Annotated in this window: 27 protein-coding genes; 9 read left to right on the top strand and 18 right to left on the bottom strand. The window is 54.2% G+C overall.

Annotation, left to right across the window (positions count from 1 at the left end; all coding sequences use genetic code 11):
- The first annotated feature begins 134 nt into the window (after positions 1-134).
- Positions 135-1,385, top strand: a complete 1,251-nt coding sequence (locus C7M51_RS01850) for a mechanosensitive ion channel family protein (RefSeq protein ID WP_160619987.1) — start codon at positions 135-137, stop codon at positions 1,383-1,385.
- 41 nt (positions 1,386-1,426) lie between these two features.
- On the opposite strand, the gene proY is transcribed toward C7M51_RS01850, so the two are convergent.
- The 6 genes from proY to phoB form a co-directional block, all read right to left on the bottom strand.
- Entirely contained in the window at positions 1,427-2,776 is a 1,350-nt protein-coding gene (gene proY / locus C7M51_RS01845) for a proline-specific permease ProY (protein WP_160619985.1), read from the bottom strand.
- A gap of 68 nt (positions 2,777-2,844) precedes the next feature.
- Positions 2,845-4,164 (bottom strand): branched-chain amino acid transporter carrier protein BrnQ, encoded by a 1,320-nt coding sequence (brnQ, locus tag C7M51_RS01840; RefSeq protein WP_160619983.1) that lies wholly within the window; start codon positions 4,162-4,164, stop codon positions 2,845-2,847.
- A 406-nt stretch (positions 4,165-4,570) separates the two neighbouring features.
- Entirely contained in the window at positions 4,571-5,674 is a 1,104-nt protein-coding gene (locus C7M51_RS01835) for a cobalamin-independent methionine synthase II family protein (RefSeq protein WP_160619981.1), read from the bottom strand.
- Positions 5,675-5,968: 294 nt separating this feature from the next.
- Positions 5,969-6,889, bottom strand: a complete 921-nt coding sequence (locus C7M51_RS01830) for a PstS family phosphate ABC transporter substrate-binding protein (protein ID WP_160619979.1) — start codon at positions 6,887-6,889, stop codon at positions 5,969-5,971.
- 11 nt (positions 6,890-6,900) lie between these two features.
- Positions 6,901-8,220: a phosphate regulon sensor histidine kinase PhoR gene (phoR, locus tag C7M51_RS01825; RefSeq protein ID WP_160619977.1), complete on the bottom strand. Its 1,320-nt coding sequence runs from the start codon at positions 8,218-8,220 to the stop codon at positions 6,901-6,903.
- A gap of 14 nt (positions 8,221-8,234) precedes the next feature.
- A complete protein-coding gene (gene phoB / locus C7M51_RS01820) occupies positions 8,235-8,924 on the bottom strand; it encodes a phosphate response regulator transcription factor PhoB (RefSeq protein ID WP_038627659.1) in 690 nt (229 codons plus the stop codon).
- Positions 8,925-9,128: 204 nt separating this feature from the next.
- Here phoB and sbcD point away from each other — a divergent pair, with 204 nt between their 5' ends.
- The 3 genes from sbcD (at position 9,129) to C7M51_RS01805 (ending at position 14,435) form a co-directional block, all read left to right on the top strand.
- A complete protein-coding gene (gene sbcD / locus C7M51_RS01815; protein ID WP_160619975.1) occupies positions 9,129-10,358 on the top strand; it encodes an exonuclease subunit SbcD in 1,230 nt (409 codons plus the stop codon).
- Positions 10,355-14,032, top strand: a complete 3,678-nt coding sequence (locus tag C7M51_RS01810; protein ID WP_160619973.1) for an AAA family ATPase — start codon at positions 10,355-10,357, stop codon at positions 14,030-14,032. Before sbcD ends, C7M51_RS01810 begins: the two co-directional genes overlap by 4 nt.
- 70 nt (positions 14,033-14,102) lie before the next feature.
- On the top strand, positions 14,103-14,435 hold the full coding sequence (locus tag C7M51_RS01805; protein ID WP_160619971.1) for a cell envelope integrity TolA C-terminal domain-containing protein: 333 nt from the start codon (positions 14,103-14,105) through the stop codon (positions 14,433-14,435).
- A gap of 9 nt (positions 14,436-14,444) precedes the next feature.
- Here the strand turns inward: C7M51_RS01805 and mak are convergent, their stop codons facing one another.
- On the bottom strand, positions 14,445-15,353 hold the full coding sequence (gene mak, locus C7M51_RS01800) for a fructokinase (RefSeq protein WP_160619969.1): 909 nt from the start codon (positions 15,351-15,353) through the stop codon (positions 14,445-14,447).
- A 144-nt stretch (positions 15,354-15,497) separates the two neighbouring features.
- Here mak and rdgC point away from each other — a divergent pair, with 144 nt between their 5' ends.
- Complete coding sequence (gene rdgC, locus C7M51_RS01795; RefSeq protein WP_160619967.1) at positions 15,498-16,409, top strand: recombination-associated protein RdgC; 912 nt, start codon at positions 15,498-15,500, stop codon at positions 16,407-16,409.
- A 38-nt stretch (positions 16,410-16,447) separates the two neighbouring features.
- Here the strand turns inward: rdgC and ppnP are convergent, their stop codons facing one another.
- The 4 genes from ppnP to aroL all read right to left on the bottom strand — a co-directional run bounded on the left by ppnP (position 16,448) and on the right by aroL (position 19,407).
- The gene (gene ppnP, locus C7M51_RS01790) at positions 16,448-16,732 is read right to left on the bottom strand and encodes a pyrimidine/purine nucleoside phosphorylase (RefSeq protein ID WP_160619965.1); all 285 of its coding nucleotides are present in this window, start codon (positions 16,730-16,732) and stop codon (positions 16,448-16,450) included.
- 76 nt (positions 16,733-16,808) lie between these two features.
- Positions 16,809-17,486, bottom strand: a complete 678-nt coding sequence (locus C7M51_RS01785; RefSeq protein WP_160619963.1) for an AroM family protein — start codon at positions 17,484-17,486, stop codon at positions 16,809-16,811.
- A 1,052-nt stretch (positions 17,487-18,538) separates the two neighbouring features.
- A complete protein-coding gene (locus C7M51_RS01780) occupies positions 18,539-18,730 on the bottom strand; it encodes a YaiA family protein (protein WP_160619961.1) in 192 nt (63 codons plus the stop codon).
- A gap of 134 nt (positions 18,731-18,864) precedes the next feature.
- Positions 18,865-19,407, bottom strand: a complete 543-nt coding sequence (gene aroL, locus C7M51_RS01775) for a shikimate kinase AroL (RefSeq protein WP_160619958.1) — start codon at positions 19,405-19,407, stop codon at positions 18,865-18,867.
- Between the two features lie 283 nt (positions 19,408-19,690).
- On the opposite strand from aroL, the gene C7M51_RS01770 reads away from it, so the two are divergent.
- The gene (locus tag C7M51_RS01770) at positions 19,691-20,383 is read left to right on the top strand and encodes a DUF2076 domain-containing protein (RefSeq protein WP_160619956.1); all 693 of its coding nucleotides are present in this window, start codon (positions 19,691-19,693) and stop codon (positions 20,381-20,383) included.
- Positions 20,384-20,427: 44 nt separating this feature from the next.
- Here C7M51_RS01770 and C7M51_RS01765 read toward each other — a convergent pair whose 3' ends face one another.
- Genes C7M51_RS01765 through C7M51_RS01755 form a run of 3 tightly spaced genes read right to left on the bottom strand, consistent with a single transcriptional unit; the run spans position 20,428 to position 21,865 of the window.
- Complete coding sequence (locus C7M51_RS01765) at positions 20,428-20,880, bottom strand: YaiI/YqxD family protein (protein ID WP_160619954.1); 453 nt, start codon at positions 20,878-20,880, stop codon at positions 20,428-20,430.
- A 12-nt stretch (positions 20,881-20,892) separates the two neighbouring features.
- Positions 20,893-21,336: a DUF421 domain-containing protein gene (locus tag C7M51_RS01760; RefSeq protein ID WP_160619952.1), complete on the bottom strand. Its 444-nt coding sequence runs from the start codon at positions 21,334-21,336 to the stop codon at positions 20,893-20,895.
- A 10-nt stretch (positions 21,337-21,346) separates the two neighbouring features.
- Entirely contained in the window at positions 21,347-21,865 is a 519-nt protein-coding gene (locus tag C7M51_RS01755; RefSeq protein WP_160619950.1) for a hypothetical protein, read from the bottom strand.
- 105 nt (positions 21,866-21,970) lie between these two features.
- Between C7M51_RS01755 and proC the strand changes: the two genes are divergently transcribed.
- Positions 21,971-22,783 (top strand): pyrroline-5-carboxylate reductase, encoded by an 813-nt coding sequence (gene proC, locus C7M51_RS01750; protein ID WP_160619948.1) that lies wholly within the window; start codon positions 21,971-21,973, stop codon positions 22,781-22,783.
- Between the two features lie 132 nt (positions 22,784-22,915).
- On the opposite strand, the gene iraP is transcribed toward proC, so the two are convergent.
- Positions 22,916-23,170 (bottom strand): anti-adapter protein IraP, encoded by a 255-nt coding sequence (gene iraP / locus C7M51_RS01745; protein ID WP_160619946.1) that lies wholly within the window; start codon positions 23,168-23,170, stop codon positions 22,916-22,918.
- Between the two features lie 1,136 nt (positions 23,171-24,306).
- Here iraP and C7M51_RS01740 point away from each other — a divergent pair.
- Positions 24,307-24,480, top strand: coding sequence for a con-10 family general stress protein (locus C7M51_RS01740; RefSeq protein WP_160619944.1), 174 nt, complete (start codon positions 24,307-24,309; stop codon positions 24,478-24,480).
- A gap of 135 nt (positions 24,481-24,615) precedes the next feature.
- Here C7M51_RS01740 and cspE read toward each other — a convergent pair whose 3' ends face one another.
- Complete coding sequence (gene cspE, locus C7M51_RS01735) at positions 24,616-24,828, bottom strand: transcription antiterminator/RNA stability regulator CspE (RefSeq protein ID WP_038627682.1); 213 nt, start codon at positions 24,826-24,828, stop codon at positions 24,616-24,618.
- A 432-nt stretch (positions 24,829-25,260) separates the two neighbouring features.
- On the opposite strand from cspE, the gene C7M51_RS01730 reads away from it, so the two are divergent.
- Positions 25,261-25,512: a biofilm development regulator YmgB/AriR family protein gene (locus tag C7M51_RS01730; protein ID WP_160619942.1), complete on the top strand. Its 252-nt coding sequence runs from the start codon at positions 25,261-25,263 to the stop codon at positions 25,510-25,512.
- Here C7M51_RS01730 and C7M51_RS01725 read toward each other — a convergent pair.
- Together C7M51_RS01725 and C7M51_RS01720 are read right to left on the bottom strand one after the other, a co-directional pair.
- The gene (locus C7M51_RS01725; RefSeq protein ID WP_160619940.1) at positions 25,509-26,063 is read right to left on the bottom strand and encodes a GNAT family N-acetyltransferase; all 555 of its coding nucleotides are present in this window, start codon (positions 26,061-26,063) and stop codon (positions 25,509-25,511) included. The genes C7M51_RS01730 and C7M51_RS01725 overlap by 4 nt on opposite strands.
- A 242-nt stretch (positions 26,064-26,305) precedes the next feature.
- Entirely contained in the window at positions 26,306-26,599 is a 294-nt protein-coding gene (locus C7M51_RS01720; RefSeq protein WP_160619938.1) for an I78 family peptidase inhibitor, read from the bottom strand.
- Positions 26,600-26,632 lie beyond the last annotated feature (33 nt).

Here is a 26,632-nt window from a genome sequence, read left to right as displayed (position 1 = left end):
TTCGTCCCAGGCTTTGATAGACTCGCCCTGCTTAATGCAGGCGAGGCGGCCTGCTTGCTCGCCAAAGGCGAAAAATCGCCGCCGTTACGCCGCATTGTTAAATAACCAGGACAAGTCTTTCTCAGGGAGAAAATATGCAGCACCAGATCCTTTACTGGCTTAATCATTTTGGCGTGCCTTACGCGACACCACTTTCGCTAGCCTCAGTCGTGGCGATTATCCTGTTCATTTCGCTAATAGTGCACCTGTTGCTGCACCGCGTAGTGCTGCCGTTGCTAAAACGCTACGCTTACGCTTCCAGCTATCAGTGGCCGAAATCATTAATCGATAATCTTTTGTTCAACCGCTTTGCACTGCTGATGCAGGGCGTCTTACTGAATATCCAGACCAGTCTGTTTTTACATGACGGCGAGCCGCTGTATGCGATCCTGATGATGATTTCACAGGTGTGGATGATGCTGTTCACGCTGCTGGTGCTTTTTTCGCTGCTGGATATCCTGCTGGAACTTTCCGCCAACAGCGCTATTGCTCATCAGCTGCCGCTGCGCGGTATTTTTCAGGGCATTAAGCTGGTAGCCGCCATTCTGTTCGCCATCATGATCATTTCGTTGCTGCTGGGTAAGTCACCGCTGGTGCTGATTACCGGGTTAGGTGCGATGACTGCGGTACTGATGCTGGTATTTAAAGACCCAATCCTGGGGCTGGTGGCAGGTATTCAGCTTTCCGCTAACGATATGCTGAAGCTAAACGACTGGCTGGATATGCCTAAATATGGCGCAGACGGTGCGGTTATCGATATTGGGCTGACAACGGTGAAAGTACGCAACTGGGATAATACGATTACCACTATCCCCACCTACGCGCTGATTGCTGATTCATTTAAAAACTGGCGAGGGATGTCAGAATCGGGCGGACGCCGTATTAAACGTAGCCTGAATATTGATACCACCAGCATTCACTTTCTTAACGAGGACGAGCTGGCGGCGTTACAGCGTGCGCAGCTGTTAGCGCCCTACATCGATCAAAAAATTGCTGAGGTCACCCAGCATAACGCTGAATTAAGCTGTGATCTGAGTACGCCGCTAAACGGACGTCATTTAACCAACGTCGGCACCTTCCGCGCATGGCTTGAAGCCTGGCTAAGAAACCATCCGGAAATCCACCAAAATATGACCCTGATGGTACGTCAGCTGGCGCCTGGCTCAGATGGCCTGCCGCTGGAGGTATATGCCTTTACTAACACCACCGTCTGGCTTGAATATGAGCGTATCCAGTCTGATATCTTCGACCATATTTACGCCGTTCTGCCCGCTTTTGGCCTGCGTGTACATCAGACGCCGACCGGTCACGACATGCAGTTGCTCAGCGCCTCGGTAGTTAAATAACGCGCCTGTAAATAAGCCGCATTGCTGCGGCTTATTTATGTCTACGATTTTTTCACCAGCTTATAGCCCGCCAGCAGCAACACTATCCAGATCGCGCCCACATAAAGCGATACGCGAGTATCCGGGAAATAACCAATCATGCCGATAATAAATATCAGGAACAGCACGCCGAAAGCAGCGGTATAGCTGCCGCCCGGCAGCGCAAACTTCAGCGCCTGCGCCTGCTGTTTATTCAGGGTGCGGCGAAAAGCAATCTGTGAGCACAGAATCATGATCCATACCCAGACGGTAGCGAAGGTAGCCAGCGAAGCGATCACCAGGAACACTTTTTCCGGCATCAGATAGTTGAGATAAACGGCAATCAGCATCGCCAGCATCATCACCACTACCGTCACCCACGGAATGCCGCGCCCGGAGACTTTCATAAAGACTTTCGGCGCGTGGCCCTGCTGTGCCATGCCGTGCAGCATACGTCCTACGCCGAACACATCGCTGTTAATCGCCGACAGTGACGCGGTAATCACCACGAAGTTCAGAATCGAGGCCGCCGCCGCGATCCCCAGATGCTGGAAAGTCAAAACGAAGGGGCTGCCCTGAGTGCCAACCTGATTCCAGGGATAGATCGACATAATGACAAACAGCGTCCCAACATAGAAAACCAGAATACGCCACGGCACTGAGTTAATAGCGCGCGGTATCGATTTTTCCGGATCTTCCGCCTCACCAGCGGTGATACCGATGATTTCAATACCGCCGTAGGCGAACATCACCATTTGCAGCGAGAGCAGCATGCCGACCACACCGTGGGCAAAGAAACCGCCGTTGGTCCAGAGGTTGCTGATACCGGTCGGTTGCCCGCCGTTACCGATTCCCCAGATAATCATTCCAAAGCCCGCCACGATCATAATAATGATGGTAGCCACCTTGAAGAAGGAGAACCAAAACTCGACTTCCCCGAAGACTTTAACGCTCATCAGGTTAATGCCGCCGATAATCAACACCACGCTCAGAACCCAGATCCAGTGCGGTACTTCCGGGAACCAGACGCCCATATAGATGCCGAAAGCGGTAACGTCGGCAATGGCGACGATCAGGATTTCAAAGCAGTAGGTCCAGCCGGTAATATAGCCTGCCATCGGCCCCAGATAATCCTGCGCATAGCGTGAAAATGAGCTGGACTGCGGGTTATTGACCGACATTTCACCCAGCGCGCGCATGATGATATAGGCGACGACGCCACCGATAATATAGGCCAGCAGGACACTCGGCCCGGCCATTTTAATTGCATCGGCAGAACCGTAGAACAGCCCGGTACCAATCGCCGATCCCAGCGCCATAAAACGGATATGGCGCGTGCTCAGTCCCCGTTTGAGCTTATTGGTTTCTTGCATAATGACATCTTACCTGTGGAAATGAAAAACCACGGGCGAGCCCGTGGTTATAGCGAATTGAATCAAGTTCAATGATGCGCGCTGACTGGCTGTGCGCCCATCAGACGATCGGCGACGACCGCGATAACCAGCATAGCCAGTGAAGGCGGTAACCAGGCCAGGCCCTGCTCGGCCAGCGGCAGGTGCTGGCTGATGGCAGGCAGCGCATCTTTAAAGCTGGTGCTTTTAATCGCGTCGATGATACCAAATACCAGACTAACAAGCATGGTCGGCGCAACGATGCGTGAGCTTTTATTCCACCAGCTCAGCGTGAAACTCAGCACAATCAGCACGATGCAGGGCGGATAGATCGCCGTCAGCACCGGGATGGAGATCTGAATCAAATGGCTCAGGCCAAGATTGGACACCACCATTGAGAACAGGCCGAGAATAAATACCAGCGTCTTGTAGGAGAACGGCAGATACTGAGCAAAGAACTCCGCGCAGGCGCAGGTCAGGCCCACCGCCGTTACCATACAGGCGATGAAAATCAGCGCCGCCAGGAAGAAACTGCCCATACCACCGAAAGTATGCTGAACGTAGGCATGCAGGATCGCCGCGCCGTTAGCATTCTGGTCGGCCAGCGAACCGCTACCAGCACCCAGCTTAAACAGACTGAGATAGACCAGCGTCAGGCCAACGCCTGCGATAATCCCTGCCAGAATGGTGTAACGCGTCAGCAGGCTCGCCTCTTCGACACCACGAGAACGCGCGGCGTTAACGATAACGATGCCGAATACCAGCGCACCCAGCGTATCCATCGTGAGATAGCCGTTAACGAAACCGCTGGAAAACGCTGCATTTTGATAAGCTTCAGTCGCCGTAATTGACGTTCCCGCAGGCCACAGCAGCGCGGCAACGCCCAGCACGACCAGCGCGACGATTTTCAGCGGCGCAAGGATATGGCCTACCGTATCCAGCAGTTTGCCAGGATAGAGCGATACACCAATGACCAGCGCAAAGTAGATCAGGCTGTAGATGAACAGCGGCAGCGGGCCGTCGCCGGTTAATGGCGCAATGCCGATTTCAAAGGAAACGGTGGCGGTACGCGGCGTAGCGAACAGTGGCCCAACGGCAAGGTAACAAACCGTTGCCAGCAGGACGCCCGCGGCTTTACCGATCGGCGTACTGAGCGCATCGATACCGCCGCCTACGCGCGCCAGCGCGATAACCGTCATAACCGGAAGCCCAACGGCGGTAACCAGAAAACCGAGCGCCGCAGTCCAGACGTGTTCGCCTGACTGCAAACCAACCATCGGAGGGAAGATAATATTGCCTGCGCCAACAAACAGGGCGAAAGTCATAAAGCCCAGCGCAATGATGTCTTTCGACGTTAAACGATGTGTCATAGAACCGTATTGCCTGTTACTGATGTTGCGGTGGATGTTGTGTTAAGTCCTGTCGCACCCTCTCTGCGCTAAAATTATTATCGCTTCAGGCAATAACCTAAGTTTATGCATATTCACGACGTGGGGCGCAGTTGGTTTGAGCTGCTTTATTCTTTTCACAGAGGGAAACCGCGATAAGGAGGATAAGTAAAACGTTTATAGCGGCGAAAGGCAATACAGGATTGGAAAAGCAGAGTGATATAGTGAATATAAGCCCTACGACAGATAATCACTTCAAAGTATGCCGTAAGCACATTACATGATATGACTTTCTTTTTATTAACGCGGCGTAATTTTCTGCGTTTATCTACGGCAAAATGCACAAAAGGCGCGTTTTCACGCGCCTGGCTGCACAAATTTACGCCAGTTACCAGACGTTTTTTGCGATATCCACCACCAAACGCAGTTTATCCCACTGCTGCGCCTCGCTGAGGTTGTTCCCCTCTTCCGTTGAAGCGAAACCGCACTGTGGGCTCAGGCAAATTTGGTTAATATCAACATATTGCGTAGCTTCTTTGATCCGTGCTTTGACACTCTGCGGATCTTCCAGCTCACCCTGCTTGGTAGTGATCAATCCCAGCACCACCTGCTGATGACCCGGTTTGATAAAGCGCAGCGGTTCAAACCCTCCTGAACGCTCGTTATCGTACTCCAGAAAGAACGCATCGATATTTACGCCGCCGAAAAGAATTTCCGCCACCGGCTCATAGCCGCCTTCAGAAATCCAGGTGGAGCGGAAGTTACCGCGGCAAACGTGCAGACCAACGGTCAGATCGGCAGGCTTATCTTCCAGCGCTTTATTCAGCACCCGGGCGTAGGTGTGCGCCAGCTCATCCGGGTTATCGCCGCGCTCACGAATCTGCTGCTTCTGATCTTCCGAACAGAGATAGGCCCAGACCGTATCATCCAGCTGCAAATAACGGCAGCCAGCGTCGTAAAACGCCTTAATCGCATCGCGGTAAGTCAGCGCCAGATCGTCAAAATAGTCGGTCAGATCGGGATAAACTTCAGCGTCGATCATTTTACGCCCGCCGCGAAAATGCAGTACGCTCGGGCTGGGAATAGTCATTTTCGCTACCGCATCGCCGCTGATGCTTTGCAGGAAACGGAAATCTTCCAGCATGGGATGATCGCCGAAACCCAGCTTGCCGGTGACGCGCACGCCGCGTGCTTTTGTCTGGATACCGTTAAACTGGATGCCCTGCTCCGCTTCGTAGCGCTCTACGCCCTGTAAGCCATCAAAGAAGTCGAAGTGCCACCAGGCACGGCGGAATTCACCATCGGTGACAACCTGTAGTCCGGCAGCGCGCTGCTGTTCAACGACATGACGAATTTCTTCATCTTCTACACGACGCAGCGCGGCGGCATCGATTTCGCCCGCGGCAAACTGCTCACGCGCGCGTTTAATCGCGGCGGGACGTAAGAAACTGCCAACCACGTCGGCGCGAAAAGGGGCGGTTGTTCTTTGCATGTTGTTCAACTCCTGTTACGAGGCGATCCCGCCCCGTTGATTTACCGGTGAAATAGTTTCAGCTTATTATTTTAAGACTTCTGGATGTCTATATGTCTGAAACCAGCGTCGCACGTCTTTCATCAGGCGGCAAGGGAGGAAATTTCATGCCACATGAAATTTTTTCACGATCGCCGGTAAACGGCGATTCAGATAGCATAAATGAAGAATAATTTACCTGTGCCAGGGGCTAATAAAGGAACAGAATCCTTCGCGCCTGACTGGGCACAAATCCATAATAGATTGCGGCACAAGTCAGGGTGAGAGTAGCGCCTTTGCCTGCGCAATTTGTTGTTCAGAAAGCGGCAGATAACCCGCCTGGCTTACCAGCGCCTGGCCCTCCGGCGACAGCACCTGATGCAGAAATGCGGCAGTGAGCGGCTCCGGAGCCTTACCCGGCGGCTTATTAATATAGATATAGAGCGGGCGCGCATAGGGATAACGGCCACTGCGAATGGTCGCCGCATCGGGCATTACCGCCGCGCCCTGTTTTGCCAGCGCCAGCATCTTAACGCCGCTAATATGAAAACCGAAGCTGGCATAGCCGATGGCGTTCAGGTTTCCGGCTACGGCCTGCACCACCGCTGCCGAACCGGGATATTCACCTACGTCATTGCGAAAATCGCCGCTGCACAGCGCCTGCTGTTTGAAGTAGCCCCAGGTACCGGAAGCGGAGTTTCTGCCGAGCCGTTGTAACGAACGCTGCCGCCAGCCGGGCTGGGTAAGTTGCAGATCGCCCCAGGTACGCGGTGCAACCGTTGCCCCGCAGCGACGGGTCACGGAGAAAATGGCATCAAGCTGCTGTGCGTTAAGCTGCGTCAGTGGATTATCCTGGTTAACTACCACCACCAGCGCATCCAGCGCTACCGGCACCGCCAGCGGCGGATAGCCGTAACGATGCTCAAACAGCTGTCGCTCCGAAGGCTGCATCGGGCGGCTCATGGCACCCAGCTGCGCCGCACCGGCAGCCAGCGCGGTTGGCGCAGTGGGGGAACCCGCCGCCTGCACCTGCACGTTAACGCCGGGATATTGATGGTTAAAACTTTCGCCCCACAGCGCCATCAGGTTGCCGAGCGTATCAGAACCGACGCTGCTAAGGTTGCCCGCCAGAATAGCGGGCTTCGCCTGTAACGCGCCGGAAAAAAGCAGCAGCGCTGCGATGATGATATTTTTCATGCCTGCATCCATCAGGGTTTGGGCGTCGCATTGTCCGGCAGAGGCTGGCTGACAATCAACCTTGGCGGCAGAATAAAGCTGAAGCAGGTCTCCTGATGCGGCTCGCTGGTGATATTCAGACGCGATCCATGATGGCTTAAGGCATGCTTGACAATCGCCAGCCCCAATCCGCTGCCACCGGTCGATCGCGATCGTGCCTTGTCGACGCGATAAAAACGCTCGGTCAGGCGCGGCAAATGCTCTGGCGCGATGCCCGGCCCGTTATCCTTCACCGCAAACAGCGCGCCCTGTTTATTATGTAGCCAGCTAACCTCAATCCGCGTCCCTTCCGGCGTATGATTAACCGCATTGTAGACCAGATTAGAGATGGCGCTGCGCAGCTGCTCCTCATTGCCGCAAACTTTCAGCTGCGGATCGGTATTGAACACGATTTGATGCCGTCCGTTGCTGAGGGTTTCCGCCTCGCGCTGTAGCAGGCGCAGCATCATCGGAATATCCACTTTCTCCGCCAGATCGATAGCAGGCGCGGCTTCAATACGCGACAGGGTCAGTAGCTGCTTCACCAGCCCATCCATGCGCCGCGTCTGCTCTTGCATTGTATGCAGCGCCTTTTCACGCGCTTTACCTTCCAGCACCGCATCGCTCATCATCTCCAGGTAGCCCTGCAATACCGTTAGTGGCGTGCGCAGCTCATGGCTGACATTGGCAAAAAAGTTGCGCCGCGCCCCTTCAAGCTGATGCATTTGCGTTACGTCGCGTGCCACCAGCAGCCACTGGCCTTCGCTGTAGGGCATCACGCGAAATTCCATATGCAGCTGATTATTCATCACCAGCGTCAGCGGACGAGAGAAATCCTGCTGGCGCAGGTAGCGTGAAAACTCCGGATAGCGCAGCAGATTAAGAATATTTTGCCCGTTATCTTCCGGCCAGCGCAGGCCCAGATGCTGCTGCGCCAGTCCGTTACACCAGAAAATCGTGCCTTCATCGGTGGTCAGTACCACCGCATCGGGCAGGGATTCCGCACCGCTGCGGAAGCGTTTAATCAGGTTGCCCAGCTCACGACGGCGGCGACGGTTGCGCAGCTGCATCTGATAAAGGCCATAAAACAGCGGTTCCCAGCTCGCCTGTCCGGTAGGCGGCGTCATGGTACGATCGACCCACAGCCAGTGCGACAGGCGCAGCAGGTTCCAGAAATGCCAGCCCAGCAGCAGCAGCACGGCAGCCAGCAAAAACCAGGGTAGTCCGCCAGCGAGCAGGCCGAGCAGCATCGCCGGCAGGCAAACCAGCAGCAGTTCCAGTAAAAGTCTCTTCCAGGAGAGGCGTTCCAGCACGAGGCAGACTCCGGTCAGTAACGAGCGGAGAAACGATACCCCGTTCCACGCACGGTTTGCACCATTCTGTCGTGTCCGGTCAGCTCCAGCGCCTTACGCAGGCGGCGAATGTGCACGTCCACCGTCCGATCTTCGACATAAACGTTGGTGCCCCAGACGTTGTTCAGCAGCTGCTCGCGGCTGTAAACGCGTTCCGGGTGCGTCATAAAGAAATGCAGTAATTTATATTCGGTCGGCCCCATCTCCAGCGGCGTGGTATCGGACATCACCCGATGCGACGAAGGATCGAGACTCAGCCCCTGAATTTCAATCACCTCTTCCACCGCCATCGGCGAAATCCGGCGCATTACCGCCTTAATGCGCGCCACCAGTTCTTTAGGCGAAAAGGGTTTAGTAATGTAATCATCGGCCCCCACTTCCAGGCCGCGCACGCGATCTTCTTCTTCGCCGCGCGCCGTCAGCATCATCACCGGAATATCACGCGTCATCGCCTCGCGCTTGAGATGTTTAATAAACTGTATGCCGCTGCCGCCCGGTAGCATCCAGTCCAGCAGGATCAGATCGGGCCAGGGTTCGATAAGCAGGTTGACGGCGCTGTCATAATCATCTGCCTCTATCGGCTGATAATCGTTCTGTTCCAGGACGAAACATAACATTTCCCTGATAGGGGCCTCATCTTCGACAACCAGAATGCGCTTAGCCATTATTGCTCCTGCGAATGTGACGCGCTGTCACGGGTATGTGCGGCGTCATTATGCGTCAGTTTTATGACAGATTTATGAAAAATGCACGGCCTGCCCGCGCCAGAAATAACCTTTTTGTAACACATCCAGCACGCATTTTCCGTGGTCTGCGCGCGGGCTCTGGTTATAATCGCCCCCGGCGTTCTGCTTTTAGCTGGGAGTTCTATGCGCATTATCCATACCTCAGACTGGCACCTCGGTCAGTTTTTCTATACCCGCAGCCGGGCGGCTGAACATCAGGCCTTTTTTCACTGGCTGATTGATCGCGTGGAAGAACATCAGGTGGATGCGGTCATCGTGGCGGGCGACATTTTTGATACCGGCTCGCCGCCCAGCTATGCACGTGAACTTTATAACCGTTTCGTGGTGGATTTACAGCGTACCGGCTGCCAGCTGATCGTGTTAGGCGGCAACCACGATTCAGTGGCAACGCTCAATGAAACGCGTGCGTTACTTGCCTGCCTTAATGCACAGGTCATTGCCGCCGCCAGCGGCGATCCGCAGGAGCAGGTGCTGACATTGACCACGCGCCAGGGCGAACCAGGCGCTATTCTCTGCGCGATCCCGTTTCTGCGCCCGCGCGATATTATGCGTAGCCAGGCGGGCCAGTCCGGTAAACAAAAGCAGCTGACGCTGCTGAACGCCATCACCGATTACTATCAGCAAAGCTATCATCACGCACGCGCTCTGAGCCAGCAGGCAGAACAGCCGCTGCCGGTCATCGCCACCGGTCATCTGACCACCGTCGGCGTCAGCAAAAGCGATGCGGTACGCGATATTTATATCGGCACGCTGGACGCTTTTCCGGCGCAGGCCTTTCCGCCCGCCGATTATATCGCGCTGGGTCATATTCATCGCCCGCAGCGCATCGCCAACAGCGAACATATTCGCTACAGCGGATCGCCGCTACCGCTCAGCTTTGACGAGCTGGGCAGCGAGAAAAGCGTATTTCTGGTGAGCTTTGCCGGGGGTAAACTGGAGCAGGTCGAGGCGCTACCGGTGCCCTGTTTCCAGCCAATGCAGACCATCAGAGGCACGCTGGCGGAGATCGAAGCGCAGCTGCGACCTTTCGCCGATCTTAGCCGCGCGCAGCCAGTCTGGCTCGATATCGAAATCACCACTCAGGAATATTTGCATAATATGCAACAGCATATTCAGGCGCTGACCGAGGGGCTGCCGGTTGAGGTGCTGTTGATGCGCCGCAGCCGCGAGCAGCGCGAGCGTGCGCTGGCACGTCTGCAAAACGAGACGCTAAGCGAATTGAAAGTAGAAGAGGTTTTTGAGCGGCGGCTTGAGCAGGAAGAGAAAACGGATGAGATGCAGCTCCGGCGCATACGTCATCTGTTCAGCGACACCCTGGATCGGCTACAGCAGGGCGAGGAGAGCCAGCCGTGAAGATTTTATCCCTGCGCTTTAAAAACATTAACTCGCTGCGCGGCGAGTGGAAAATTGATTTTACCCGCGAGCCGTTCGCCAGCAACGGTCTGTTCGCCATCACCGGCCCTACCGGTGCCGGAAAAACCACCCTGCTCGACGCCATCTGTCTGGCGCTCTATCACGAAACCTCGCGGCTGGGAAAAATCTCCCAGACGCAAAATGAACTAATCAGCCGTGATACGGCAGAATGTCTGGCGGAAGTGGAATTTGAAGTTAAGGGCGAGGCCTGGCGTGCTTTCTGGAGCCAGAATCGCGCGCGTGGCGCGACAGATGGCAATTTGCAGGCACCACGCGTTGAGCTGGCACGCTGTAAAGACAACGTCATTGTGGCTGACAAGGTGAAAGATAAGCTGGAGATCGTTACCCAGCTGACCGGGCTCGATTTTGCCCGCTTTACCAAGTCAATGATGCTTTCGCAGGGGCAGTTCGCCGCCTTTCTTAATGCCGATGCCAACGATCGCGCCGAACTGCTGGAGGAGCTGACCGGCACCGAAATTTACGGTCAGCTGTCGGCGCGCATCTTTGAACAGCACAAGCTGGCGCGTATTGAGTTGGATCGGCTACGGGCGAGTGCGGCAGGCATGGCGCTGCTGGACGCCCCGGCGCGTCAGCAGCTGGAGGAGTCGCTTCAGGCGCTGGCGCAGCAGGAGCAGGCGCTGCAACAAAAGTTAGCGATTGCTCGCCAACAGCAACAGTGGCTCAGCCAGCAGCAGCGGCTGGAGCAGGAAAAACAGCAAGCTGACGAGGCACAACGTCAGGCAGAGAACCAGTGGCAGCAGGCGGAACCGCTACGTCAGCGGCTGATACGAGCGGAACCGGCAGAAAAACTGCGCCCGCTCTGGCAGCAGCGTCAACAGCTACAGCGGGATCTGCAGCAGCTACAGCAGCAGACGCAGCAGCTTTCCGCCTCGCTGCAACAGGCAAGTGAGCAGCTACATACCTTGCAAAGCCAGCAGTCACAGGCGGAGCAGGAGAATCAGCGACTGCATGAGGCGTGGCGTCAGCAGGAGAATCTGATCAATGAACAGGTTATCCCGCTCGACCATCAGATCGACACGCTGGCGCAGCAGTTTGCTCTACAACAGCAGAGCCTGAACGAGAATCAGCAGGCACAGCAGCAGCGCCAGCAACGTCAGCGCCAGCTCAACGACGAACAGCAGGCGCTGCTGGCACAACAGGCGCAGGAGCAGCGCTGGCGCAGCGCTAACGGCAAGATCGCTGACTGGGGCGAGCAGCTGGGCGGCTGGCGCGAACGTTTACAGCAGCAGCGGCAGTCGCAGCATAACCTGAAAGCGCTGGAGGAAAAACAGCGCCAGCATCAGCAGCAGCAGCATGAACAACAGCACCAGCTGGCGCAGCTAAAAGCACAGGCCACTCCGCTGGAAAACGAACTGAAGAGCGCGCGCCAGCAGGTTGCACAGGCTGAGCAAGCGCTTACTGTATTACAACAGCAGCAGCCGGAAGCGGCGCTGCGGAAAAAACTGGAGCACCATCAGCAACAGCGCCCGCTGCGGCAAAAGCTGGCGATTTGCTTTTCCGCCCTGCGCCCGCTGCGCCAGCGCCACATCCAGCAGCAGCTGGAATTGCAGACGCTGGATGAACAGATCCTGCATCAGACGCAGCAGCTGGAGCAGCACCGCCAGGCCTGGCGGGAAAAGCACCAGCATCGTTTCGACCTGGAAAAGCGGCTGGAGCTGGAGCAACGCATTATCAGCCTGGAACAGGAGCGCAACAGGCTTATTGCCGGAGAGCCATGCCCGCTGTGCGGCGCAACGGAGCACCCGGCGGTAGAACATTATCAAACCCTGACGCTGACGGAAAACCAGCAGCGTCTGGAGGCGATACGCCAGGAAGAGGATCGGCTGCGTATTGAAGGCGTGACCTGCGGCGAACAGCTGAAAGCGTTGCAGCAACAGCAACAGCGGCTAAACCAGCAGCAACAGGCGCTGAGCGCTGAGCTAACGCGTCAGCTGGACGAGTGGCAAACATTGCTTGCCGCCGCTGGCTTAACGCTGGCACCGGAAGAAGAGAACAGCCTCCATGACTGGCTCACCCAGCAGGAGGCGCAGGAAACGGAGCTGCGCCAGCAGCTGCAACAGCAGGAGAACGCGGCCCGCACCTTGCAACAGGTGAAAGAGCAGCTGGCGGCGTGCCAGCAGCGCTGGCAGCAGCAACAGCAGGCACAACAGTTGGCGGAGCAGCAGCTGGGCCATCTTCAGCAACAGCAGCTGGAACGGGAGCAGCAGCATCAACAGCTATGGCAGGAACAGCAACAGCTAACCGCCGCGTTACAGCAGGAGCTGGCGCAGCACCAGCTGACGCTGCCGGAGCCACAGGCGTCAGAGCTCTGGCTGGAGACGCGACAAAACGAATGGCGGCGCTGGCAGGAAAGTGAGCAGCTACTTGCCGATCTTTCAGCGCGGCTGGCGGTGTGCGAGACCGCGTTACGCAGCGTCAACGATGAGCTGGCGCAGCTGACGGAACAGCAACAGCGGGCTGACAAACTGGCGCAGTCGCAACGGCAACAGCTACATGAATTGCGCCAGCAGCGCCATCAGCTACTGGGCGATAATAAAGTGGCGGACGTGCGCCAGCAGTGGCAGCAGCGCCTGTTGCAGGCCGAGACGCGCTACCGCGAACAGCAGCAGCGCTGGCAGCAGGGGCAGGATCGCTTAAATAATCTGACCGGACAGCATAATTCACTAATTCAACAGCGGGACGGTGCCGAAAAACGCTGTACCGAATATGAAACCCGGTTTATCCAGGCGCTGACGCAGAGCGACTTCAGTGATGAGGCCGCCTTTCATGCCGCGCTGCTGGATGAACAGGAGGCGCAACAGCTGCGCGCAGCAAGCCAGCAGGCGGAGGCGCGCCGTCAGCAGGCCAGTGCGCTGGCACAACAGGCTCAGGTGCGGCTGGCGCAGCATCAGCAGGCACGCCCCGCCGATCTTAACGTTACGCTACCCGAACTGGAAAGCGAGCTGGCAGCGCTGGAACATCAGCTGCACGCTAACGCGCGCCAGCAGGGACAGCTACGTCAACAGCTGGAAAGCGACGATACGCAGCGTCAGCAGCAGCAAAGCCTGCTGCGGCAGATTGAAGATAACGCGCAGCAGGTAGAAGACTGGGGTTACCTTAACCAGCTGATCGGTTCCAGCAGCGGCGATAAGTTTCGTCGCTTCGCCCAGGGCCTGACGCTCGATCATCTGGTCTGGCTGGCGAACCAGCAGCTTAACCATCTGCATGGACGCTATCTGCTACAGCGCAAATCTGTCGATACGCTGGAGCTACAGGTAATGGATACCTGGCAGGCTGACGCCAGGCGCGATACGCGCACCCTCTCCGGTGGCGAAAGTTTCCTGGTGAGCCTGGCGCTGGCGCTGGCACTCTCCGATCTGGTCAGCCACAAAACCCGCATCGAATCGCTGTTTCTTGATGAAGGTTTCGGCACGCTGGATGCGGATACGCTCGATACCGCGCTCGATGCGCTCGATGCGCTCAACGCCAGCGGTAAGACTATCGGCGTTATCAGCCACGTTGAGGCGATGAAGGAACGTATTCCGGTGCAGATTAAAGTCAGAAAGGTAAACGGCCTGGGCTACAGCCGCCTGGATCGACAATTTTCAGTCTGATGCGCCTGTTTTCACCGCGCCGCGCATGTTACCGTGCGCGGCAGTGATTTTTCGTTATTAAGGATGAACCATGCTGGCTTTCCGCCTGATTCCTCTGGCTGCGTTATTAATTAGCGCCTGCCAGAGCGCACAGCAACCTGCGCCCGATACCGCCCTGCACGGCTGGCTTAGCGATATCCAACAACAAGTCAGTAGCCGTTTCGATCGGGCAAAACGCTACGCCGGTCAGCATTGTGACATGACCATCGGTTACGATGCGCAGCGCGGCTATCAGGTATTACGTACCGAAGGCGACGAGCCGCTCTGCCTGCAGGCATGGCAAACTTTCGGCACGACGACAACGCTACCACCGCCGCCACCGAATGCGCCCGCGCAGTTTATGTTGTCCTTTCATCCACAGTAGTTTACCGAGTCAGGCCAGCGGCCAGAGCCAGGCGGCCCCGCGTACGCCGCTGGAATCGCCATGCTGTGCCCTGACAATCGGCGTTTCACATTCGCGTCCGAAAACCCAGGGCTTAATCAACTGCGGCAGCGTCTGGTAGAGCCGATCCACATTGCTCATGCCGCCGCCAAGCACGATAATATCGGGATCGAGCAGGTTGACCACCTGCGCCAGCGATTTCGCCAGCCGCATTTCGTAACGGCTTAGGGCAAGCTCAGCCAGCGCGTCCTGCTGCGCCAGCAGCGCCACGATCTCCGCGCCGCTTAGCGCTTTCCCGCTCAGTCGCTGATAGTCAGTGGCAAAGCCGGTGCCGGAAACAAAGGTTTCGATACAGCCTTTCTGCCCGCAGTAACAGGGCACTTCTTCGCGGTAGCGAATTTCATCTTCATCCATCCACGGCAGCGGGTTGTGGCCCCATTCACCAGCATTACCGTTGCCGCCGCGATGGGAAACGCCGTTAATGGCGATACCCGCGCCGGAACCAGTACCGATGATCACCGCAAAGGTTAATGCCCTGCCCGCCGCCGCGCCATCCATCGCCTCCGATACCGCCAGACAGTTAGCGTCGTTGGCGACGCGCACGTCGCGATCCAGCAGCCGCGCCAGATCCCGGTCCAGCGACTGTCCGTTAAGCCAGGTCGAATTGGCATTTTTCACCCGCTGACTAAAAGGCGACAGCGTGCCGGGAATGCCGACGCCGATGCTGCCCCGCTTGCCGGTTTTCTCTTCCGTCAGGCGAACCAGCCCGGCAATGGTTTGTAGCGTTTGCGGGTAGTCATTACGCGGCGTCGGCACGCGATGGCGAAACAGCGTCTCGCCCGCGTCAGAGAGTGCTATCGCTTCCGTTTTGGTTCCACCTAAATCGATGCCAATGCGCACGGCTTTTTCCTTATCTGTAAGTCGAATGCTTTCCACATTAAAAGGCAGGGCCAGGAAAGGCAATGACCCGCCGCCGATGTTTCGCTATCATGCGCGCACCGTTTATGACCTGTGCTTTTGGCACCTCCGGCAAAGGAAAACCCTATGGTGTGGTTTAAAAATTTGATGATTTATCGTCTGAACAGTGACATTTCACTCTCAGCAGACGACCTGGAAAAACAACTCGCTGCGTTTTCCTTTTCCCCGTGCGGCAGTCAGGATATGGCGAAAACCGGCTGGGTTTCGCCGATGGGTTCGCGTAGTGACGCCCTGATTCACGTCAATAACGGCCAGACTCTGATTTGCGCGCGGAAAGAAGAGAAGATCCTGCCATCACCGGTAGTTAAACAGGCGCTGGAAGCGAAGATTGAAAAGCTGGAAGGGGAGCAGCAGCGTAAGCTGAAGAAAACCGAAAAGGATTCGCTAAAAGATGAAGTGCTGCACAGCCTGTTGCCGCGCGCCTTTAGCCGTTTCAGTCAGACCTTCCTCTGGATCGACAGCGTCAATAACCTGATTATGGTTGACTGTGCCAGCGCGAAAAAGGCGGAAGATACCCTGGCGCTGCTGCGTAAAAGCATCGGTTCGCTGCCGGTGGTACCGCTGGCGATGGAGAAACCTATCGAGCTAACGCTTACCGAATGGGTACGATCCGGCGATCTGCCTGCGGGCTTTGCGCTGATGGATGAAGCCGAGCTGAAAGCAATCCTTGAAGATGGCGGCGTCATCCGCTGTAAGAAACAGGATCTGGTTTGCGATGAGATCGCCAATCATATTGAAGCCGGCAAACAAGTGACCCAGCTGGCGCTGGACTGGCAGCAGCGCGTTCAGCTGATGCTGGCGAACGATGGTTCGGTGAAGCGCCTGAAGTTCGCTGATACGCTGCGCGAGCAGAATGATGATATCGATCGTGAGGATTTCGCACAGCGCTTTGACGCCGATTTCCTGCTGATGACCGGCGAACTGAGCGCGCTGATTAGCGAACTGACAGAAGCGCTGGGCGGCGAAGCTCAGCGTTAAGATGAAGGTGCGCCGCTGGTGGCGCACCTTTACCGCTCTTAAAGGTAGCGGCAGAGATAAGAGGTCGGTTCCGCTACCTGCAAATGGAATTCGCTGTGACCGGGTACGTGGAAAACGCTGCCCGCTTCGTAAGCTTTCCATTCGGTTTCGCCCGGTAGCAACACATTCAGCGCGCCGCTGATAACCGTCATCTCTTCCGGCTGCGCGGTGCTGAAAGTATATTCTCCCTCAACCATTACGCCGACGCTGGCGCGTCCGGTGCTGGCGCTGGAAAAACCGATCGATTTCACTTTCCCTTCAAAGTACTCGCTTACATTCAGCATACAACGTCCTCAAAAACAACCAGATGAACTGGCAGTGTAGAGGCTAAACGCGCAGTTTGTCATCTTAAATTACGGGTTATACCAGCAGCTCCGCTGCCATTTTTGCCAGCAGTATATTGGGTAGCAGAACCGGAATACCAAGCAGCTGCTGTAAGATATCACGCTGATGCGGATGGTAGCCGGGGCCGTCAAGCAACACCACATCCGCCCCCTGCTCCTGCAACTGCAACGCCGCGTCGATTAGCCTGTCATTATTTCCCATTTCCGATTTGGCAACGGCAAAACGGGCAGGACAGCTCAGGTTACGCCATTTCGCCGCCTGTCGCCGCAGCGCATCTTCCGGCGGCACCACAATACCCACCTGATGACCTTCCACTATCGCCTTGACCAGCGGCGGAATAATGCGATCCGGCTCCAGCAGTACCGCGCTATGAGCCTTTAATCCGCGCAGGCCATAAGGATTTACCAGTAAAATGGTTTCGGCACCCTGCGCTTCCAGTTGCCAGATCAACACCTGCAAGCCCTGCTCGACTTTTTTTGCGTCCAGCGTCGCCTGTACGCCATCAGGCAGGGTTACGTTAACGACCCTGTCGCTTTCTTGTGGCGCATATTTTTCCTTAACCTCCGCTGACGATAGTCCATCCAGCAGACCGATGCGAAGGATCTGCGCTTCCGGCAAATGTTCCAGCAGCTGTGGAGTCATATCACTACAGGGGGATTGCGCTATCGTTAGTATAACCAGTGTCTGTTTCATAGGCTTTTTCATCTGAGACGGGTCACCAGTCAACCCGAAGATTAAGAAAGCGTCCGGTTATTTACTTACCGTGACGCGATTTAATTCCCGTCAGGAAACAATTTACGGCTGCGTTATTTTCGACGCCTTTATTGCCTGTACTTCCGATATAAAATTTACTCCCTTTCCTGGATCTGACGGAATATCCGCCACTTTTTCCGGCTTTAGCCAGCTAAAGGAAAAAATGCATTCGGACAAAACCCAGGTATGGGTGCAGAGAAATAACGTTAATGTCACACTTATTGCTAAACACTAAATTCCATGCGTTTAACAAGGTTATTAATAAGATACCCTGTTAAAAAATAAATGCGTTATTATCCGCTGGCTATGACCCTAATATCGCGGTCTGTTTTGATGGTTTCATCGTCAACCCACCAGGCGGCTAACAAAGCAGGCATCATACCCTGGACAAGATATGTTTCTGTAGCCAGGCACTACGCCTCGCATAGCCTGTAACGCTATCTTCCGCGCTGTTGCGCTCATGAAGGAAAAAGCTCAGGTTGCGATTAATCGCACAATCAACGATCGCGACAAGCTATTATTTCGGAGCAAGTGCTAACCAGCGATCAATTACATACTGGCACAGCGGCTGGATAAAAACCACGCGGGAAATTTGTGATTACACACAGGTTAAGGGCCTATTTCTGACGATAGCAAAAAACAGTAAATAAAATCATCACGCCATCATCAATTAATTGCTCCTTCCCTCAGTGATTTACGTCTCTTTCAGCCAGGCAACCGTAAAACTATTCGCCCTTCATTACGCCGTATAACGCAAAAGAAAATAAAAGCTGAAAGTTCTGAGGTCAAGTATAGCTTCTCTTTTTCAGAGCTATCCGGTTAGCTAAAAATCGCAGAAAGCTACTTTTTAACCAAAAGTAATTGTGAATAAGTATTTATTTTACAGAAAACTATAGCGTATCAGGGAAATGAACCACAGGATGAAGGGCAGGATAGTTTATTTGCAGAGCTAAATGCTGTTCGATGGTTTACAGGCGTCCATGCCCGCTGAGCTAATCTTTATCGCTGTTTTCGTAGCGCTCTTTTGCATCCCGCGCTTCCTGCTCGCTTTCATGTTCGCTAATCAGCGAATTAGGCTTGGGATGATCGGCACGTAGCTCATAGCGTGTAACGCTCTGTCCGGCAGCGCCTTTATCAACCTGTACAATTCGGGCTTCGCGTGGGTAAGGTGGTCTGGTTGGCATAAGGTCTTCCCTCTTGTGGTGAAAGTGGTATCCGCTCTCTCCGTCCGCCTGTCGGCATTCGTAAGGCAAGTATAGACAATCATGCTGTTCCACCAGCGCCACGGCAAAGAAAGATAACAAAAACAGCCGGATTGCTAACCAGTGAGGCTGATACCTGAGCGATCGCTACGTGCCAGCGCCGCCAGAATCTGCGCCGCTACCCGTTCAGGTGCCTGCATCGCATCAATAACGTGATGGGCCGCATCCCGGTAGAGCACTTCCCGCTGTTTCAGCACCTCTGACATTTCTTCCGTAATCGGTCGCCCCGTCAACGTAGGCCGCTGGGCGCTTTGCGGATAAGCAGAGAGGCGCGCAGCCAGCACAGCGGCGTTAGCCTGAAGCCAAATAACCTGTCCCTGCTCGCGCATAAAGCGACGATTAATCTCTGCCAGTACCATGCCACCACCGGTAGCGATAACGGTTTGCGGTGCGCTAACCGCCATCAGCGACTCGGTTTCGCGCTGGCGAAACCCTTCCCAGCCTTCCGCCGCCACAATATCGGCTACCGTTTTGCCGGTAACCTGCTGGAGATGATGATCGGTATCGCAGAATTCATAGTTCAGTGCCAGCGCCAGCGCGGCACCGACGGTGGTTTTACCGCAGCCACGCGCGCCGATTAAAAAAACAGGTGATGACATAACTGTCTACCCTCTGCCAGCGCTGCGCTATGCCGCAGATGGCTTATTGATCTATGCATGCCGGGCATCATACCGACAAAAAAATGCTGGGGCTACCTGTAACGTTGTTTTTACGCCCCTCAGTAAGGTCAAGGCTAATGCTGCCTGAAAGGATGGATAACAGGGAAAAGTATTTTAATCTTTGGCTCATGATGAGCTGGCAATATTTACTTACGCAGCGCCAATTTACTTTCGCCATATAGCGTCCAGAATAAACAAAGAGAGCTTGTTGAAGGAGGTTCCCATGCAGAGTGAAGAACAACGTTTGATAGAAAGTCTGTTTAGCCGACTAAAGCAGGCTGAAAGCCAGTCCGCACCGCGTGATGGTGCCGCCGAACGCCTGATTGAACAGCAGCTGCGCCAGCAGCCTGCCGCGCCCTACTATATGGCCCAGGCAATCCTGATTCAGGAAGCGGCGATGAAAAAACTGAATGCTCAGGTTACCGAGCTGGAGAATCGACTGGCGCAGGCGCAGCAGCAGCCTGCCCGCCAAAGCGGCGGCTTTCTTTCCAGTCTGTTTGGCAGTGGTCAACGGCAGACCCAGCAGCAGCCCGCCTGGGGCAATAGCGCACCGCAACAGCCATACGGCCAACAACCCTATAACGCCCCGCAGCAGCCTTACAGCGCACCTGCGCCACGCGGCAGCGGTTTCCTCGGCGGCGCGTTACAAACGGCGGTGGGTGTGGCAGGCGGCGTGGTGATGGCGGATATGCTCACCAGCATGTTCCACCATTCACAGCCGGAAGAGATTGTAAATATTATTAATGAGCCAGCGCTGCCCGATCCGGAACCGCTGGATACCAGCCTGGATACCTTTAACAACGGCGACGATCGGGCATTTTTGCAGGATGCCAGCTGGCAGCAGGATGATAATGCCGGTTTCGACAACGACGATTTCGGCAATGATGATTTCAATGACGACGACAGCTTTATTTAAGCAGTCATCCTGCGCGGTCGATGAAGGCTGACCGCGCACTCCTGTTATCTACGCTGCTGCGCCAGTAACCACTTATCCAGCTCGGCGGCAAACTGCTGGCGATCGCGTTGGTTAAGCGAAGCTGGCCCGCCGGTTTGTATACCGCTGGATCGCAGCGTATCCATAAAATCACGCATCGTCAGACGCTCACGGATAGTGGCGGCGCTGTAGCGTTCGCCACGCGGATTCAGCGCGGCAGCGCCTTTCTCCAGCACTTCTGCCGCCAGCGGAATATCGGCGGTTATCACCAGATCCGTCGCGCTGACGCGCTGTACGATCTCATTATCCGCCACGTCAAAACCTGCCGCCACGCGCAGCGTGCGGATAAAACGTGAAGGCGGTACGCTAAGCGGCTGGTTAGCCACCAGAATCAGATCGATCTGGCTACGCTCCGCCGCACGATAGAGAATATCTTTAATCACTTTTGGACACGCATCGGCATCCACCCAAATTGGCATCGGCTTTCCTGATCAGGAGTGGGGAATAATGCTGATTTTGCCGTTCTTCTCCAGAATGGCAAATTTTATCTGCTCAAGCCGTTCCAGCCCCTGCGAACTGCGCGCCGAAGCCAGAATATCCTCTTCGGTAATCCCTGCCCTTTTTGCCCGCTGCGTCAACAGCTTGCCATCCTCTACCAGAATCAGCGATGCACCATCAATTAACAATTCCAGACGCGGAAACCAGCTTTTAAACTTGCCGAGCAGAATATCCATCACGATCAGCGTAATGATGGTCAGCGCCGCGCCGGTTACGGAAAAATCATTACCTAACAGCGCCTGCTGCGTCGCCTCACTGATAATCAGCAGCAGAATAAAGTCGAAGCTGGTCATCTCCAGCAGCGTGCGTCGTCCGGCAATTTTCAGCACTACCATCAGCAGGAAGTACATGCTGACCGCGCGCAATACCGTTTCCATACTTTTTCTCCTAGGGATAAACCCACTGGGTAAACTGCAACTGCGCGCCGCTATTATCGGCAACGTTAAACCGGTAACGTCCCGGCGACTGCGGCTGCCCACCCAGCCAGATTGAAGCGCCGTGCGGAACGTTTTGCGCGTGATACCACAGCGTCAGTGAGTGCTCGCCGCTTTCGGCACGCAGCGGCTGCGGCTGTATACTTTGTAGCTGAAAATTATCCACGCCGTTGCCGCTGAGCGTGATGCGGTACGCGCCTGGATGTGACGAACGCAGGTGTATGGTCATTGCCGCATCGCTTTGCTGACGCGCGAAGCGCTCATACTCCACTTGTAAATTCCCCTGCGGTGCGGCAATACGGCGATCGCTCAAAAAGCCTTTGGAAAACAGCCCGCAGGCACCGCAGATTACGATGGCGATTAACAGCACGTAGCCGCACTGCTGTATACGCCACTCGATACGCTGCCAGCGCATATGCTCCTGAACCGGATAGTGGCGGTTCCGCCCTTCATCTTGCTGAAACGGGGCCATTTTTCCCTCCTTTAGTGACGCTTTGAGTTTAGCCGAAGCTGGATAAAGCGGCAGAATGACGTAAGCTGGTGCATTACGCGAAACAGCTAAGCAGATGGAGGAACCATGCTGGAAAAGAAAATCGGCTTCATTGGCTGCGGTAATATGTCAAAAGCGATTATTGGCGGACTGGTAGCAAGCGACCAGATTAACGCGGCTCAAATCTGGGTCTATGACCATAAGTCAGAAACCAATCAGGCTATGGCGCAACAGTATGGTATTAACGCCGCGCAGAGCGCCGAAGAGGTGGCGCGCGAAGCAGATATTCTGTTTGGCGCGGTAAAACCGAACGTGATCCTGAAGGTTCTGAAAGATGTCGCCAGCGTGCTGAATAAAGAGACGCTGGTAGTCTCTATCGCCGCAGGCGTTACGCTGGATGCACTGGCAATGGCGCTGGGACACGATCGTAAAATCGTCCGCGTAATGCCGAATACGCCCGCGCTGGTGAATGAAGGCATGACCTCTGTTACGCCAAACGCGCTGGTTACGCCCGAAGAGACCGAGGAAGTGTTATCTGTCTTCAACAGCTTTGGCAAAGCTGCCGTGGTGCCGGAATACCTGATTCATGCTGTGGTTGGCGTCAGCGGTTCGGCCCCCGCCTACGTCTTTATGTTTATCGAGGCGATGGCCGATGCCGCCGTGCTGGGTGGTATGCCGCGCGCGCAGGCCTATCAGTTTGCCGCGCAGGCGGTAAAAGGAGCGGCGCAGATGGTGCTGGAAACCGGTAAGCATCCGGGCGAGTTGAAAGATATGGTCTGCTCACCGGGCGGCACCACGATTGAAGCGGTCAAGGTGCTGGAGGAGAAAGGCTTCCGTTCGGCAATTATTGCCGCGATGGAACAATGTATGAATCGCTCTGAAGCGCTGAGTAAAAACTAAGTCTCGCCTTTTGACGCGGTAAAGCGAAGGCGGCGATGATTTTCATTATTCGCCCTCTCTGCCGCTTATCCCAGAAACATCACGCCCGCCTTACTGTGGTAAAGCGGGCGCAATAACACAGAAAGTCAATCATCAATAACGTGGATAGTTGAGCAGCTTATCAATATAGCTGTGCAATAAAGAGGCATCCTCCGCGCTGGCACCATCGGCAGCCGTTGCTAAAGCCTGACCAATTCCCTGACTTAATTCCTGACGTTGTTCATCACCCAATTTTCGCAGCAGCGCCGTAACCACAATTTCCAGCGCTTCTACCTGGGCGACCAGCTCTTTTGACTCTGACTCTTTCTCTGCCAGCTTATCCAGTAGTTCTGCAATAAGGTATTTCATCACATCATTCCGACAATAATGCAAAAACAAACACTATCACCTTAATTAACAAATTTGAAGCAAATGACACTGGTGTTTTACATATTTTCCAGTTGCATAGTGAAAGCGTGATGGGTTTCATACTGGTTAAACCTTATCCGGCGTGCGCTTTGTTTTGGGTTGCAGTGAGAGCGGGCATAGAGAGCGTGAAGAAACGCGGGCAAAGTTAAGCAAACGGCAACAGGCAGCCTGGAGGAACAAACCCGCTTAGAAAAGCCCGTTATATGGTTAATGCTTTCGAGGTAGATAAAAAAGTGCGCTATTATTTACGTGCCGTTGCGAGGTAATAATAAATATAGCGCTGGGCTGGTTTAATATTAGTACAGCTGATCATTTATTAAGGATTTAATTATGTGTTGTCCTGGCAGTCATTTTTGAAAATTATTTTCATACAACAGGCGGCATACTGAAAATATTATACATTGCATACTGCTGTCATTTTCCCGGCCCCAAAAAACGAAAACCCCGCGCAGGGAGCAGCAGGGAGTAGCGGAGTTTACGGGTAGTTTAGCGCATTTCAGGGAAGCGCAGAGCATACCAGCTCGGGAAAATATTTTAATATTAAATAACCGGTGTCTGCGGCTAATTTGACCCACCAGCGGTTTATTGTCAATATCGTGACAAGACAATAAACTTTAACGCCTTTCCGTCATCATTAATTAAAAATCTCATCCACCATTATTTGATAATTTCCTCTGTTCAGTTGTGCAGTTGAATTTGTCGGCTTACGACTAAAACCATTAACTTTCAGAATAACCATCCTCGTCATCATTATCTGCTGTACATCAGCTGACCTCTGGTAAAACAACCGCAGCGTGAAGATGAAAAAGATCAGCAAGAATGTTCCTGGAAACGGTAGAAATAAGATCAACACTTTTTTATTTATGCTTTTTCTTCAGCAACTTATAAAAATTTTTAATATGACATCATATTAATATTATTATTTTTCAAATAGTTAAAAATAAACCACGCCGGAATGTTATCCTGGAAAAGCGCGCCGGGTTACCTACACTTAATAACGCTAAGCAGAATAAGTCTTGCTCTGGCGATTCATATTCTGACGCTCACTCAACCGGAACGGTAATCAGGAGACGATTATGGCAGAACATCGTGGTGGTTCAGGTAACTTTGCAGAAGACCGTGAGAAAGCCTCTGAAGCCGGTAAAAAAGGCGGGCAGCAGAGCGGCGGCAACTTTAAAAATGACCGTGAAAAAGCTTCTGAAGCGGGTAAGAAAGGTGGACAAAGCAGCCATGGTGGCCGTAAGTCCTGACCGATTTAACAAGCTTACCACGCACCGCTGATGTCAGTAATAAACCAGCCACATCAGCCGAAGGTAATACTCATGCTGCGAGATTTGCGGCAATAAAAAACCCGCCAGAAGGCGGGTTTTTTTAATTCTGATTGCTTAGCGTACGGTTACGTTAGCAGCAGCCGGGCCTTTCGGACCGTTTTCGATGGTGAACTCAACGTTCTGACCTTCTTCCAGAGTTTTGAAACCCTGGTTCTGGATAGCAGAGAAGTGTACGAATACATCTTTGCTGCCGTCAGCCGGAGAAATAAAGCCGAAACCTTTCTCAGCGTTGAACCATTTTACTAAACCAGTCAATTTTGCAGACATTTGTCTTTCCTTCAGTCAATTAACGCCCTGTGGGCAACAGGTTTGTGTACAGATGTTATGAGGCACTCAGGAAGGCGATACTGAAGAAGGGATATCAGAGATAACTCTTACACTGCAGACTGCTTTACTAAAACTGCTCGCATACCCGGTTCTGTTTTAACAAACCGACGGCGCATTTACTCATAAATGCTCAGGCAATGCAAGCAGGATTTCACGCTTGCTCCACGAAAAAGACAGATGTGGTTCGCTAAGCGGCAAAATATTTCATTTTGTTACTGGCATTTCTTTCTGGCGGATCTATGTTTAAAAAATCGCCACCTGCTTTTGGCGTGGCGGTAGACGGCGCGTTTTTCTGGTCCCTGCCCGGTAAGCGGTTATCAATTTTGACCGCCGCAGGCTGATGCGCCGACGTTGCGTTTTCGGAGGTTGAACATGAGAACACAATCCACCAGCGCTGGGCGCGAAATTACCGATTACTTTAACAGTCCGGCATGGCATGCGCCTAAAGAAGCGGAACTGCTGGCGGTCATCATGATGGAACTGATGCAGTCAGGTAAGCCCACCACCGACAAAGCACTTATCGCCAGCGTGATTAAAAAGCTCGATCTGGAACGGGAAGAAAACGTGCTACAGGGCTATCGCAACGTGCTGGCGCAGCTGATGAAAGGTATTAACAGACGCTAGCCGTGCGGTTTAAACCACAAATACCAAAACAGCGCGACCTCAGCCGGATGTGCATGGAGGGCGCGATAAAGATGGCGATCGATGCCGCCCAGCTCAAATCCTAACTTTTCATACAACAGGCAGGCGGCAACATTGGTGTTTTGCGTCTCCAGCGTGACGCCAGCCAGCTGCTGCTCATGTGCCCAGCCTACGCCGTGCGTTAGCAAAGTAGTAGCGCAGCCGCTGCGCCGAAACGCCCTGTCGATGGCGATATCCTCCACCAGCGCTAATCCATTCCAGTGGCGGCTGATAACCAGATAACCCGCAGGCTCGCCATCAACCAGCGCCACGAAAAAAGCGCCGTCCCGGCTGTTAAGGTAGTCAGCAAACTGCTGCGGATCGTTAAAGTAATTTTTTTCGCGCGCCTTTACCGTTCGCAGGCTCGCGCTTATCGGACGATCGAACGCCGCATCCAGCTCCTGCTCAACGGTAAACCGGTAGTCCAGCGTCTGAAGCGCCTGTAACAGCGCCGGTGTGGCATCCACTACCGACAAACTCTTCTTGTTCTGCATCTCCTCGCCTCCTCTAACTTCCCCAGTCCGTCCGACCAATAATAGCGTGTCGTTTTCCAGGCGTGACCGATTGTGGCTGCGCGGTAAGCTAAAGCCGATCGCGGCATAAAAAAATCCCGCACGCGGCGGGATGAATAAAGACGAGCACTGCATTGTTATAGACAGGGAAATCACACTCTTTCCCCGTTACCCTATCCTGTGCAGATGACAACAGCGTGACAGCCATTGCCCGGTTAAACAACTCAGCCGCAGTAAACGCGGCTAATCACATCGTCTTTATCGCCGAGGAAGTTCAGACGATTAAGGTTGAAATCCATCGTAACCGCAGAGTGATAAGGAATAACACGCACCGGGCCATTTATGTGCAGACCGTTTACGGCAGTTAACGGTTTGCCAATATAGTTCTGATAGTCAGACGCGCCGCAGCGGTTATTTTCTACATCGGTCGCCGCTGTATCGCTGCTTTTTTGCGGGTGCTGACAGGCCGCCAGCATAAAAAGCGCCATCACCAGCGCCGCTTTACCATAACGTTTCACCGTTGTTCTCCTTCAGGATCTGTGCATTTCACG

Origin of the sequence: Mixta intestinalis, from assembly GCF_009914055.1 — a bacterium.
In the GTDB taxonomy this organism is placed as follows: domain Bacteria; phylum Pseudomonadota; class Gammaproteobacteria; order Enterobacterales; family Enterobacteriaceae; genus Mixta; species Mixta intestinalis.
Note: the sequence above shows the minus strand (reverse complement) of the source record. Positions and strands in the feature narration are given on the sequence as shown.